The following is a 13,375-nucleotide window of genomic DNA, read 5'->3' as shown; positions in this document are numbered from 1 at the left end:
ATCCGCACATATGTCACGCCGGCGTCGGCGTCAGCCGCCGATGCCGGTGACCCCGACCATGATGGGGACAATGCTGATGATGAGCGCTGCCCCGAGGATGTCGAAGACGAGTCCCGTGCGGATCATCCTGGTGATGGGTATGGTTCCGGACCCATAGACAATGGCGTTCTGCGGCGTCGATACCGGGAGCATAAAGCCGAAGGATGCCGCGAAAGTCGCCGCCAGGGCGGGAATGAAGGGGTCCACATCCATCGCCACGCACAGGGGAATCACGATGGGCACAACGACGGCCGCAGAGGCGGTGTTGCTGGTGGTTTCCGAGATGAGGATAGCCAGTATCACTGAGAAGGCGGTGATGGTGATGACGCTGGTGACGCCCAGGGTGTCGGAGGCGGTGGTTCCGATGGTTTCCGCCAGACCCGTGGCCGACAGCAGGGAACCGAAGATGATGCCCGTGCCGAAGAGGACGATGGTTCCCCAGTCGATCTTGGCTGCATCGGACCAGGTGAGGGTGGCTTCGCGCTTCTTCCAATCGGTGGGGAGGATGAACAGCAGTGAGGCCCCGAGCACTGCCACGATGCCTTCGTCCAGCCTGTCGTCCAGGAAGATGTACTGCTCGGATTCCGTGCCGAAGATAAGGCTCGCGAACGCGGGGAGCAGCCAGAGAGTGACGGTAAAACCGAAGGCGATCAGGGTGTTGACCTCTGCCCGCTTCATTTTCCCCTGCTCGGCTTTTTTCTCGCTGATGAACCCGTCAACGCCTTCAATCCTGCGGATCTCGGGCTTATTGAGCAGGAACATAACGAGGGCGAGCACGATGAACATGGCGAGGCAGAGCGGTGCAGCGGTGGCGGCCCACTGGGCAAACGAGATGCGCACGCCCGTCGCTTCCTCGATCAGGCCGCGGCCGATGAGGTTCGGCGGAGAACCCACAGGCGTGAGCAGTCCGCCCACGCTGGCGCCGTAGGCCAGCATCAGCATCAGCGCGGCACCGACGCGCAGGCGCAACGGGTCGAAGTCGGACTTGACGACGCCACGGTTCTGCAGAAGTTCGCCGATGACCGTGAGGATGCCCAGAGCCGTAGGCAGCAGCATAGCCACCGTTGCGGTGTTCGACACGAAAGCAGAGAGCAGGCAGGTGATCACTCCGAAGGCGGTGATAATACGGTACGTCGACTTTGCCACTCCGGGGACGGAGAGAACGGCGAAGGCCAGCCGCTGCGCGATGCCGTGTTTGAGCATGGCTTGGGCCAGTATGAAGGCGCCGATAAACGTGAAGATGGTTGTGGAGCCAAAGGGCTGCAGGACCTCCGCGGCCGGTGCGATCCCGAGGATCACTACGGCGGCAACCCCCATGAGGCCACCCACGGGGATGGGCACCGGTTCGCAGATCCACAGGATGATCACGCCGAGCAGGACCGCAGCCAGCAGCTGCTGGGTCGGGTCCATTGCTGTGGGCAGGAGTGCGAAGACGATTGCGACGGCTGGGGCGAGGAACAACCCCAGGGTCTGGCGTGCCCGCTCAAACTTTTCCTCGCGGGGAGAGAGGGATTGTTCGCTTAGGCTCCGGAACGTTTTCCCGCCCAGCAGGGCGGCTTTGACGTCGGTGAACCCCGGCGTCTTCGGGGCCGGCATGGACAGCGGCGCATTCTGGGACATCTTCGTCCTCCGGACATCGGGTGCAATTTTTCGGTTCGACGGGCCGCGGCCCGTGGTGTGCCGCCGTGGAACTGAAACGGCACAACCGCCGGATAACCCCTGCGGGTCATCCGGCGGCTACGGCACTGATTTCATCGGCGATGGCTTTTCCCAGTTGCTCGGTGGTTCCGTTGCCGCCCAGATCGGGAGTGAGGGAGACATCTCCCCGGGCCAGCACGTTCTCGAAAGCCTGGACCACGGCGGCTGCTGCTGCAGGCTCACCCAGGTGCTGCAGCATCATGGACGCACTCCAGATCTGGCCGATGGGGTTCGCGATACCCTGGCCGGCAATGTCCGGAGCAGATCCGTGAACGGGTTCGAAAAGGCTCGGGAAGCGGCGTTCGGGGTTTATGTTGCCGCTGGGCGCGATGCCGATGGTGCCCGTGCATGCCGGGCCCAGGTCCGAGAGGATGTCGCCGAAGAGGTTGCTGGCCACGACTACGTCAAACCTTTCGGGATGCAGCACGAAGTGCGCCGTCAGGATGTCGATGTGGTAGCTGTCGACCCTCACCTCTGCGTAATTGCCGGACATTTGAGCTACACGCTCGTCCCAGTACGGCATGGTCACCGAAATCCCGTTGCTTTTGGTGGCGGAGGTCAGGTGCTTTTCGGGACGGCTGCCGGCGAGGTCGAACGCGTACTTGAGGATGCGGTCTACACCGGTCCGGGTCATCACCGTTTCCTGGATCACCGTTTCCCTGTCGGTGCCCTCGAATATCCGCCCGCCAATGCTGGAATACTCGCCCTCGGTGTTCTCGCGGACAACGTAAAAGTCGATGTCCCCGGGCCGGCGGTCCGCCAACGGACTCCGGACTCCGGCCAGCAGCTTCACCGGCCGGAGGTTGACGTACTGGTCGAAATGGCGGCGAAACTGGAGGAGGCTTCCCCACAGGGATATATGGTCCGGAACTGTCTCAGGGGAGCCGACAGCACCGAAGAAGATGGCGTCGAAACCCTCAAGCTGCTCAACCCAGTTGTCCGGCAGCATCCTGCCGTGCTTGAGGTAATAGTCACCGTTGGCAAAGTCGAAGTCGGTGCTCTTCAAGGTGAAGTCAAAGGCCTCAGCTGCGGCAGCCAACGCCCGCATTCCTTCAGGCACCACTTCCTGTCCGATCCCGTCTCCGGCAATGGTTGCGATTTTGTGGGTCTGCGTCATAGCGGACCTTCCGGTCGCGGCGGCATGCGCCATGCGAGTCTCAAGGTGCTGGTTCCATCAGTGTAGGGACGGCATGAACGTACGGTTAGACCTTCCCGGCAAAGCATGATGCCCCGTTCAGAAAGAAGGGATTCGGCTGGGGATGCAGCACGGAGCGGAAGCACGCACCGGTGACCCCTGCAATGCGGGCGCTACGGTCCGGACGAACCCTAGGATGGAAGAGTGAACGGAACCCCGAAGTCTCCCAACCCGTCCTCGGCAGCCGGGCCGTCTGCCTCCTCTGCGACCGGCACCTCTGACCTGGCGGATGCGGCACGGACCGGATTGAGCTCCCTCCAGGCAGCCCGCTCCGCCGTCGCCGCCCTGGCTTCCGCAGGAGTGCGCGACGTCGTCCTGGCCCCGGGATCGCGCAGCGCACCGCTGGCCTACGCGCTGGCGGAAGCGGAACTGCAGGAGCGGATGCGGGTGCACGTACGGATTGATGAACGGGTTGCCGGCTTTACTGCCCTCGGCCTGGCCCGCGGCGGGCGTCGTCCCGCAGCCGTCGTGACGACGTCGGGCACTGCCGTGGGTGAACTGATGCCTGCCGTGATGGAAGCCCACCATGCCGGTGTTCCGCTGGTGGTCCTCTCCGCGGACAGGCCGGCGGAGCTGCACGGCACCGGTGCCAACCAGACCACGGTGCAGCCGGGCCTCTTTGCCCACTTCCCGGTGACGGCTGCGGATGTGGAGGCCGGCACCGATCCTGCCGAAGCCATTTCCGCCGCCCTGGCCCGCCTCGGCAACGGGATTCCCGTGGGGCCGGTGCATGTGAACCTCCAGTTCCGGGATCCGCTGACCCCCGGCGAGACCGACCCCTTGTTCCTCGAATCCGGCTCCGTTCCGGAGCCTTTGCCCTTCTCCGCTCCGGTTCCGGCGGAGGACCGGATCCCTGCCGCCGATCCGCCGATTCCCGGCACCCACCGCACCGTGGTGGTGGCGGGCGACGGCGCCGGGGAGCTCGCTGCGCTCTTTGCCCTGCGTGCCGGGCTGCCGCTGCTGGCGGAACCGTCCTCCAATGCCCGCATCGGTCCCAACGCCGTGGGTGCCTACCGCCTGCTGCTGCCGGAACTCGGCCCGATGATTGAACGAGTCGTGGTGTTCGGCCGCCCCACGCTCTCCCGTCCGGTGGCGGCGCTGCTGGCCCGCACCGACGTCGAGAAGGCCCTGTACCTGCCCCGGCCGGTGAACTGGTTTACCGAGGGACGGCGTCCGGAAACCATCATCAGCGACATTCCCGGGCTCTTCGCGTTCGCGGGAACCGGTGCGCCCGGCTGGCTGGAGCAGTGGCGGACGGCCTCGGAAGCAGCCATGAACACGCTGAACAACCTGCTGGAACAGCAGACCGAATTGACCGGGCTCCAGGTCGCCGACCTGGTGTGGGATGCCGCAGACGCCAACCTGGTGCTCGGTTCCTCCAACGTCATCCGGGACATGGACCTGGTTGCCTCTCCGGGCTGGCATCCGCTGGACGTATACGCCAACCGTGGCCTCGCCGGGATCGACGGGACCATCTCCACTGCCACGGGCATTGCGCTCGCCAACGGTATTCCCACCCGGCTGCTGCTGGGGGACCTCACGTTCCTGCACGACGCCGGAGCGCTGCTCCTGGGCAATGGGGAGGACGAGCCGGACCTGCAGATGATCGTGTTGAACGACGCCGGCGGCGGCATCTTCTCAGTCCTTGAACACGGTGCACTGGGGGAGGACCCCCGGTACACAGCCCTGGTGGAACGCTTCTTCGGGACACCGCACCGCGCCGACCTGGCCGCGTTGTGCCGCGGCTACGGTGTCCGGCACCAGATGGTCCGCTCTGCCGATGAACTTGTTGCGGCACTTGCGGAGCCGGTTCGTGGACGGTCGGTGCTGGAAGTACGCACGGCACGGGAAACGCTGCGTGGTCTGCATCAGCAGGTGCAGGCGGCAGTGAGTGCAGCGGTGCGGAGCTAACCGGGCGGCCTGTACGCCCGCCCCGGCGAAGCGTAGCGTCGCTGCATGGTTACCCCGCTCGATGCCTTACCGAAGATTGGGGTGCCGGCTGCCCGTGCCCTGGCCGGGGCAGGCTATATGACTCACTGCGCAAACTGACCGGCGTCCCGCAGGCGGAACTCGCCTCCCTGCACGGCATGGGTCCGAAGACGCTGCGGCTCATAGTGCAGGCGATGGAAGAACACGGACTCGCTCTGGGCTGAGTGGAGCGGCTTCCCAAGCCCGGGAAACACAGCGCGGCCTGCACCTTAGAGATGCAGGCCGCGCTGGCGGGTGTGTTGCTTAGCTTCCGGCCGCCGGGCTGGATGAACCGGCGGCGGCAGGAACCTTCTAGAGAACCTTGGAGAGGAACGCCCGGGTGCGTTCGTGCTGCGGGTTGCCCAGGACGTCCTCGGGACGTCCCTGTTCCACAACGACGCCGCCGTCCATGAAGACCACGCGGTCGCCTACTTCACGGGCGAAGCCCATCTCGTGCGTCACCACCATCATGGTCATGCCTTCCTCGGCAAGCTGGCGCATGACGGCGAGCACGTCGCCTACGAGTTCCGGGTCGAGCGCGCTGGTGGGCTCGTCGAACAGCATCATGTCCGGATCCATGGACAGTGCACGGGCAATGGCCACACGCTGCTGCTGGCCGCCGGAGAGCTGGGCGGGGAATGCCGTGGCGCGGTCTTCCAGACCCACCTTGGCGAGGTTCTTCAGGGCTATCTTGGAGGCTTCCTCCTGGCCGCGCTTCTTCGCCCGGCGCTGCGCCAGGGTCAGGTTGCGCAGCACGTTCAGGTGCGGGAAGAGGTTGAACTGCTGGAAGACCATGCCGATGCGGGTGCGTACCTTGTCCAGGTCCGTGTCGGGGTGGGTAATATCCACACCCTCCACCAGAACGGTGCCGCTGGTGGGCTCCTCCAGGCGGTTGACGCAGCGCAGCAGGGTGGACTTGCCGGAACCGGACGGACCGATCACGCAGACCACTTCGCCCTGGTCTACATGGAAGTCGATGCCTTTCAGGACCTCGTTGCTTCCGAAGGACTTGTGAAGGTTGCGGACCTCGATGGCAGGGGCGTTGGTGTTGGGAACGCTCATGGCTGCTACCTGCCTCTCTGGTTGTGTCGTTCAAGCTTTGCCACCAGCTGGGTCAGCGGCAGCGTAATGATCAGGTACATCAGGGCAGCGAGAACCAGCGGTGTGGCGTTCGCGGTCTGCGATACGGAGTCGCGTGCAAAGGTGGTCAGCTCGCGGTCCTGCAGGGCCATGCCGGCAATGAAGAGCAGCGAGGTGTCCTTGATCAGGATGACCAGTTCGTTGGTCAGCGGCGGCGTGATGATCCGGAAAGCCTGGGGCAGGGTCACGGAGATCATGGTCCAGGCCGGACCCATGCCCAGCGAGCGGGCAGCCTCGGCCTGGCCGGAGGGGACTGCCTGGATCCCGGCGCGGATGGTCTCGGCGATGTAAGCGCCGGAGACAATGATCAGGGCCAGGAGCCCTGCGCCTGCGCTGCCTCCCGGCGGACGCCAGTCAAAGGCAATCGGAACTGCGAAGGCGAATCCGAAGATCACCAGCAGTGCAGGGAGTCCGCGGAAGAGTTCGATGTAGGCCGTGGCGGCCCAGCGGTACGGCGCAACGGGGGAAAGCTTCATCAGCGCCAGCAGCAGGCCCAGGAGGAGCCCGCCGGCGAAAGCGATGACGGTGTAGATAATCGTGTTCTTGACCGCCACCGTGATGATGGTGGGGAAGGCCTCACGGGCCACCTCGGCGTCGAAGAAGTTCTCGCGGATGGCTTCCCAATCCGCAGCCAGCACTACGGCTACCAGTGCGATGACGAAAACGGCGTACAGGACGCCCCGGAACAGGCGTCTACGGGTGGAGGGTTTCAAAATGGGGGCCTTCCGGGGAAGAAAAGGGGCCGTCCCGGGCACCCGGCCCGGGACGACTCAGTGGTCTAGGCGTTATTCGGTGAAGTACTTGTCGTAAATCTCCTGGTATTTGCCGTTGTCCCGCAGCTCAGTGAGCTGCTCGTTAACGGCGGAGATGAGCTCGGTGTTGTCCTTGTCCATGGCGAAGCCGTAGGACTCATCGGTCTCATACTCTTCGGCGATGGTGAAGTCTCCATCCTCCGTGTGTCCAATGTTCACCGGCAGGTCCTGGAGCACAGCATCGACGTTACCGGACTGGATAGCCGGGAACAGTTCGCCGTCGCTCGGGAAAGCCACGATTTCCGCGCCGGGAGCATTCTCCCGGGCGTACGACTCACCGGTGGTGTTTCCCTGGACGCCGAGCTTCTTGCCCTCCAGGTCATCAATGCTCTTGATGTCCGAGCCGGCAGGGACCAGCAGCGACTGCAGCGAGTCGTAGTACGGATCGGCGAAGCCCATGGCCTCTTCACGTTCCGGGGTGATGGTGATGGCGCTGGCTTCAAGGTCGCACTGTCCGGCCGCGAGCACGGTGCCGCTGGCAATTCCCTCGAACCCGGCGTCCTGGACTGCCAGTTCAAGGTCGAGACCCGCCGCGATCTCCTTGACCAGTTCCATGTCGAACCCGGTGTACTCGCCGTTCTCTTCATACTCGAACGGTACGTACGGGATGTCCGAGCAGACCGTCAGCGTGCCCTCGGAGACCAGATTGAATCCGTTGGCAGCGCCGTCGGAGGCTCCGGCGTCGTCACCACCGCAGGCGGTCAGCGAAAGGGCGCCGATGGCCAAAAAGGTGAAGGCGGCGGTGCGGGCTTTGTACGGCATTGGTTTACAACCTTACGTCGGACGGAGTGAGCAGTCTCACCCGTAGCTGGGTATTGGGATGCAGTCTAGAGCGTACGTAGTCCATATTTCGGTAACGTGTCCGCCACTGCCGGCAACAGGACAGAAGCCCCGTGCCGCTCCCGGCACCCGGTCTGCGGCGTGGCTACTTCGTGAAGAACCGGTCATGGAGCTCCTGGTACTTCCCATTCTCCCGCAGATCAGCAAGCTGTTTATTCACCTCGGCAACGAGTTCCTCACTGCCGTCCTTCTTCATGGCAAAGCCGTAGGACTCACCCGTTTCGAAACTGGCCGAAATCCTAAACTTGCCGTCCTCGGTGTGGTCCTGGTTCACCGCGTGATCCTGCAGAACCGCATCAATGTTTCCGGCCTGCAGTCCCTGGAACAGCTCTGCATCGGTCTGGAAGGACATGATCTCTGCATCGGCGGCATTTTCCCGTGCATAGCTCTCGCCGGTGGTGCCCTGCTGGACCCCTACCTTCTTGCCCGCCAGATCTGCCAGGGAGGCGACTGAGGAATCGGCGGGAACCAGGAGGGTCTGCGGCGAGTCATAGTACGGGTCCGAAAATGCCAGCTTCTCGGCACGGGCGTCGGTGATGGACATGGCTGCGGCAATCACGTCGCACTGGCGGGCAGCCAGTACGGTTCCGCTCTGCAGGCCGTCGAATCCAACGTTCTGCACCTCATGCTCCAGGCCCATGCCCTTGGCGATTTCGCGGGTGAGTTCGATGTCGAAACCGGTGAACTCACCGTCCACCACGTATTCAAACGGCTTGAAAGGAACGTTGGAGCAGACCGTAAGGGTGCCCTCGTTGACCATGGAGAGGCCGGATTCATCACTGTCGCTTCCACCGCCGCAAGCGGTCAGGGACAGTGCCGAGATGGCAAGCAGGGCGGCAACGGTGGTGCGGGCTTTGTGCGGCATAACGATTTCAGGACCTTTTTGTGGCAGGAATGGATTGGGCCGCAGGCGGAAACCGAACCGTCTCCAAAGCGGCGTCGCGCGGAAGCGCCCGGAGACGACTTCCGAGTTTCTATTCTACTCACTGTAATTTTATGCAAGAAACCATGTGGCTATGCAGTCGGTCTCGCGGGGTGTCCGGAGCAGTGCCGGTACGGGTCAGGAACCCGCAGGCGAGGATGCGAAATCGGGGCTGCGCAGCGGAACGGCACCCGGCCGGTCCAGACCGAGGGCCTCGAGCATTGGCCGGAACTTGCTCCAGGTTTCCTCTAGTTCCGCCGCAGGATTGGAGCCGGCAACGATGCCGCAGCCTGCATAAAGCCGGACGTCGGTGGGGCTTTCGATCACGGCGCCGCGCAGGGCGATGCCCCATTCACCGTTTCCGGCGGCATCCATCCAGCCCACAGGTCCCGCGTACGGACCGCGGTCCATGTGTTCAAGCTCACTAATCAGTTCGCCGGCCACGCTGGTGGGGAACCCGCAGACGGCGGCAGTGGGGTGCAGCGCCTCGACCAGAGTCAGCGGCGTGGGGACCGTTCCGTTGTGATCCGGAGCGAGTTCGGCCGTGACGTCGGAGGCCAGGTGCCAGACGTTGGGCAGTTCGAGGACAAACGGTTCGGTGTGGGAGGTCATCGAGGAGGTGAAGGGTTCCAGGGACCGGGTGAGGGAGTCGATCGCGATCTGGTGCTCGTGCTGCTGCTTGGCGGAGCCGGCAAGAACCCGCTGGGCATAGTCGGGATCATCGACGGGGGCGGTGGCGCGGTCCAGGGTGCCGGCCAGCACACGTGCCTGCGCCGTGCCGTCCTGCACCCGGATCAGCATCTCCGGCGTGGAGCCGATCAATCCGTCCACAGAGTAGGTCCAGCAGTCCCGGTAACGCACGGCCAGTTCGCGGAGCACCTGCGAAGCCACCAGGGGGCTGGCCAGCTTCACAGCAATATCGCGGGCCAGGACAATCTTGCTGAGGTCGCCGGCGGCGACGTGCGCCACCGAGCGTGCCACGGCGTTCTTCCATTCCGCCTCGCTCAGCATGCCGGGCAGGACCTGGTCCGCCGGGTCGCTTTCACGGTAGTGCGGCAGATCCTCCAGATAGCGGGCAAGTGCAGCCTTTGCCGTCTCGGCGTCGAGTTTCACCTCGGGATCCGTCGTCGTGTACGTCACCCAGCCGGCACCGTTCCGCAGGCCCACGACGATTTCCGGAACCACCAGGCGGGATTCGAAGGGGGAGCGCTTGGAGAAGGCAAAGGATCCGAAGGCCACGATGCCGGTGCCGGGGGCTGCCAGAGGGTCGTCGACCTCGGCCTGCGCCAGGAGGGACCGCCACCAATCCTGCGCCCGGGCAAACCGGTCAGGGCCGCTGGAGGTGAAGCGGGCGGCTTCGCCGAACCCTATGAGTCCCTCCTGGCGCCGGATCCAGCACAGCTGCTCGTCAAGTACCAGGAACTCCAGAAGACCAATGGTGGCGGAAAGCTCACCGACGGGCACGGTCACAGAACGCAGGGTGGTCATAGTGGTTCCACAGTACTCCGCCGCCGGTGCACGCCGGATATCGGGGCCCCCGGCTGAGAGGAACAAGACAGCGCGGCGGCCTGTTCGGCGGCCCTCCTATTGTTTGAGACAATGACAGAGTGAACCGCGCATCGTTGGAAAAACGCCCGGATGAAGTTGCTGCCATGTTTGATGACGTGGCACCTAAATACGACGTCGTAAACGACGTGCTGTCCCTCGGGCAGACACGCCGCTGGCGCCGCATTGTGGTGGACGCCGTCGGAGCCGTGCCCGGCCAGCGGGTCCTGGACCTTGCCGCCGGCACCGGCACCTCGAGCGAGCCCTACGCCGACGCCGGCATCGACGTCGTTGCCTGCGACTTCTCGCTCGGCATGCTCAAGGTAGGCAAGCGGCGCCGCCCGGATATCGACTTCGTTGCCGGCGATGCCACCAACCTGCCGTTCGAGGACAACTCCTTCGACGCCTCCACCATCTCCTTCGGCCTGCGCAACGTCAACGAGCCCAAGAAGGCCCTGGCGGAAATGCTCCGGGTCACCAAGCCCGGCGGACGCCTCGTCATTGCGGAATTCTCCTCACCGGTGGTTCCGGTGTGGCGCACCATGTACACCGAATACCTGATGCGTGCACTGCCGTCGATCGCCCGCAAGGTTGCCTCCAACCCCGATGCATATGTGTACCTGGCGGAATCCATCCGCGCCTGGCCGAACCAGGACGGCCTGGCTGCCTGGATCGCCGAAACCGGCTGGGAGGACGTTGCCTACCGCAACCTCACCGGCGGCATCGTGGCCGTACACCGCGCCGTCAAGCCCGGAGGACATCCGGCAAAGTGAAGGTCCTTATTGTCGGTGCCGGTCCCGCCGGTTCCACTGCCGCGTACTACCTCGCCTCTGCAGGGGTGGACGTCACCGTTCTTGAGAAGACCGCCTTCCCGCGGGAGAAGGTCTGCGGCGACGGCCTGACGCCGCGCGCCGTGCGTGAAATCCAGTACCTCGGCCTGCCGCACGACGAAGCCGAAGGCTGGCGCCGGAACAAGGGCCTGCGCCTGATCGCCGGCGGCCGCACACTCGAGCTGCCGTGGCCGGTACTCTCGGATTTCCCCGATTACGGCCTGATCCGCACCCGCCTCGGTTTCGACGAAGCCCTGGCCCGCCACGCGCAGGCGGCCGGAGCGAAGATCCTCGAGCGGCACACCGTGGTCTCCGCCATCCGCGGCGAGGACGGACGGGTCGAGGGCGCCGTCGCCAACATCCTGGACGAGAACGGCAGGCGCACCGGTGAACGGCGCGAGTTCTTCGCCGACGTCGTTCTGGCCGCCGACGGAAACTCGAGCCGTACCGCCTTGAGCCTGGGCATCGAAAAGCGCGATGACCGGCCCATGGGCGTGGCTGTGCGCACCTATTTCGAGAGCCCGCGCACCAATGACGACTGGATGGAAGGCTGGCTTGAGCTGCCCGACGCCTCCGGTAATCCGCTGCCCGGCTACGGCTGGGTCTTCGGCGTGGGAGACGGAACCTCCAATGTAGGCCTGGGCATCCTTAACTCCTCCAAGGAATTCGGGAAGCTGGACTACCGCAAGGTTCTGCGCGACTGGACTGCCGGCATGCCTGCGGAGTGGGGCTTCACCCCGGAAAACCAGGTCGGCGAGATCCGCGGCGCAGCGCTGCCGATGGGCTTCAACCGCACCCCGCATTACTCCCCGGGACTGCTTCTGCTCGGCGATGCGGGCGGAATGGTCAGCCCGTTCAACGGCGAAGGCATCTCCTATGCCATGGAGTCGGCGCGGTTTGCCGCCGAACACATCATCGAGGGGCAGGGGGCTGCGCTTGTCCCGGGCCTGCTGACCTCGCGTGCAGCGTTCGACGTCGAACTGCGCGGCTATGCCGGACACGTGCGGGAAGAGTGGGGAAGCCACTTCACCCTCGGCCGTATCTTCGCAGGCATGATCGGCCGGCCGGCCGTCATGAAACTGGCGCTGCGCACAGGAATGCCGATTCCCGTGCTGATGCGGTTTGTGGTGCGGATGCTCGCCAACCTCACGGACCGCAGCTCCAAGGGCATAGAGGATAGAGTGATTGCCTTACTGGAAATGCTGGTCCCGGCGGCAAGCAACCAGGGAACGCCGGCGATTTCCCGGCAGCCCGTGCAGCACCCGTGACGTTCAATGCCTGTTGTGTCCACCCGTTCCGACAAATAGTGAGTCTTGAACAGTGACTGAATCCACCAACACCAGCCCGGAGACCGCGCCGAGCACTTCCGCCCTGCCGCCGGGGTTCGCCCTGCTGGCGGAGGACCCGAGGCTCGGCCCTTCGATGGCCGCATCCCTGGAGCAGGTGGAAGTGCGGCTGCGTGAAGCCGTCGCGAACTCCGATCCTTTCGCCGACACCACCTCCCGGCACCTCGTGGAGGCCGGCGGCAAGCGGATCCGTCCGCTCCTGACGCTGCTGGCGTCCCATCTCGGTGCAGAGGATGCGCCCGACAAGGTCATCCAGTCGGCCGTGGTTGTTGAGCTGACGCATTTGGCCACGCTCTACCACGACGATGTGATGGACGAAGCACCGTATCGCCGCGGCGCACCTACGGCACATGAAATCTGGGGCAATTCGGTGGCCGTGCTTACCGGCGACCTCATCTTTGCGCGCGCTTCCAGTCTGGTTTCCGCTCTGGGCGGTCCGGCCCTGGCCATCCAGGCCCACACGTTCGAGCGCCTGTGCCTGGGCCAGCTGCATGAAACCGTCGGCCCTGCCGAGGGCCAGGATCCCCTGGAGCACTACCTCTCCGTCATCGCGGACAAGACCGGTTCCCTGATTGCCGCGTCCGGCCAGTTCGGTGCACTGTTCTCCGGAGCAGGCCAGGACGTCATTGACATCATGGTCGAATACGGCGAGAAGGTGGGTATCGCCTTCCAGCTGGCCGACGACGTCATTGACGTCACCGGAGTGCAGGTCAAGTCCGGGAAGACTCCCGGCACTGATCTGCGTGAAGGGGTTCCCACCCTGCCCGTGCTGCTGCTCCGCCGTGCTGCTGCCGGCGGGGACAGCGACGCCGCTGCCGTACTGGAACTGGTGGAAAGGGACCTCAGCTCTGACGAGGCGCTGGCTGAAGCCGTAGCAGCGCTGCGCAGCAGCCCTGTGACCGAGCAGTCCTGGGAAGTGGCCCGCAGCTGGTCCGAAGATGCAGTTGCCGCCCTGGCGCCGCTGCCGGACTCCGTGGTGAAGGAAGCCCTGGCCGCCTTTGCCCGGGCAGTCGTCAACCGCGAGGTCTAGAGGTACTGCC

At 64.7% G+C, this 13,375-nt stretch carries 11 protein-coding genes; 4 read left to right on the top strand and 7 right to left on the bottom strand.

Translation table 11 applies throughout. The features are described 5' to 3' along the window. Positions 1 to 30: 30 nt before the first annotated feature. Entirely contained in the window at positions 31 to 1,659 is a 1,629-nt protein-coding gene (locus N2K95_RS13280) for an SLC13 family permease (protein ID WP_260651910.1), read from the bottom strand. Between the two features lie 106 nt (positions 1,660 to 1,765). After that, positions 1,766 to 2,854, bottom strand: a complete 1,089-nt coding sequence (locus N2K95_RS13275) for a tartrate dehydrogenase (RefSeq protein ID WP_260651909.1) — start codon at positions 2,852 to 2,854, stop codon at positions 1,766 to 1,768. 222 nt (positions 2,855 to 3,076) lie between these two features. Between N2K95_RS13275 and menD the strand changes: the two genes are divergently transcribed. Next, entirely contained in the window at positions 3,077 to 4,843 is a 1,767-nt protein-coding gene (gene menD / locus N2K95_RS13270) for a 2-succinyl-5-enolpyruvyl-6-hydroxy-3-cyclohexene-1-carboxylic-acid synthase (RefSeq protein ID WP_313771091.1), read from the top strand. Between the two features lie 369 nt (positions 4,844 to 5,212). Here menD and N2K95_RS13265 read toward each other — a convergent pair whose 3' ends face one another. From N2K95_RS13265 to N2K95_RS13245, 5 genes are all read right to left on the bottom strand, one after another. After that, on the bottom strand, positions 5,213 to 5,962 hold the full coding sequence (locus N2K95_RS13265; protein WP_260651908.1) for an amino acid ABC transporter ATP-binding protein: 750 nt from the start codon (positions 5,960 to 5,962) through the stop codon (positions 5,213 to 5,215). A gap of 5 nt (positions 5,963 to 5,967) precedes the next feature. Beyond that, positions 5,968 to 6,753, bottom strand: coding sequence for an amino acid ABC transporter permease (locus N2K95_RS13260; RefSeq protein WP_255790698.1), 786 nt, complete (start codon positions 6,751 to 6,753; stop codon positions 5,968 to 5,970). 72 nt (positions 6,754 to 6,825) lie between these two features. Then, on the bottom strand, positions 6,826 to 7,614 hold the full coding sequence (locus N2K95_RS13255) for a basic amino acid ABC transporter substrate-binding protein (protein ID WP_260651907.1): 789 nt from the start codon (positions 7,612 to 7,614) through the stop codon (positions 6,826 to 6,828). Positions 7,615 to 7,777: 163 nt separating this feature from the next. Then, positions 7,778 to 8,557 (bottom strand): basic amino acid ABC transporter substrate-binding protein, encoded by a 780-nt coding sequence (locus tag N2K95_RS13250; RefSeq protein WP_260651906.1) that lies wholly within the window; start codon positions 8,555 to 8,557, stop codon positions 7,778 to 7,780. Positions 8,558 to 8,752: 195 nt separating this feature from the next. Then, positions 8,753 to 10,102 carry an isochorismate synthase gene (locus N2K95_RS13245; protein WP_260651905.1) on the bottom strand — a complete coding sequence of 450 codons (1,350 nt, stop codon included), beginning with the start codon at positions 10,100 to 10,102 and terminating at the stop codon, positions 8,753 to 8,755. A 119-nt stretch (positions 10,103 to 10,221) separates the two neighbouring features. Here N2K95_RS13245 and N2K95_RS13240 point away from each other — a divergent pair, with 119 nt between their 5' ends. Genes N2K95_RS13240 through N2K95_RS13230 form a run of 3 tightly spaced genes read left to right on the top strand, consistent with a single transcriptional unit; the run spans position 10,222 to position 13,365 of the window. Then, positions 10,222 to 10,932: a demethylmenaquinone methyltransferase gene (locus N2K95_RS13240; protein WP_260651904.1), complete on the top strand. Its 711-nt coding sequence runs from the start codon at positions 10,222 to 10,224 to the stop codon at positions 10,930 to 10,932. Then, positions 10,929 to 12,257 (top strand): geranylgeranyl reductase family protein, encoded by a 1,329-nt coding sequence (locus tag N2K95_RS13235; RefSeq protein ID WP_260651903.1) that lies wholly within the window; start codon positions 10,929 to 10,931, stop codon positions 12,255 to 12,257. Before N2K95_RS13240 ends, N2K95_RS13235 begins: the two co-directional genes overlap by 4 nt. Positions 12,258 to 12,309: 52 nt before the next feature. After that, a complete protein-coding gene (locus N2K95_RS13230) occupies positions 12,310 to 13,365 on the top strand; it encodes a polyprenyl synthetase family protein (RefSeq protein ID WP_260651902.1) in 1,056 nt (351 codons plus the stop codon). Positions 13,366 to 13,375: the final 10 nt, after the last annotated feature.

It is taken from the genome of Arthrobacter zhaoxinii, assembly GCF_025244925.1.
In the GTDB taxonomy this organism is placed as follows: domain Bacteria; phylum Actinomycetota; class Actinomycetes; order Actinomycetales; family Micrococcaceae; genus Arthrobacter_B; species Arthrobacter_B zhaoxinii.
This window is presented reverse-complemented; position numbering and strand designations above follow the sequence as displayed.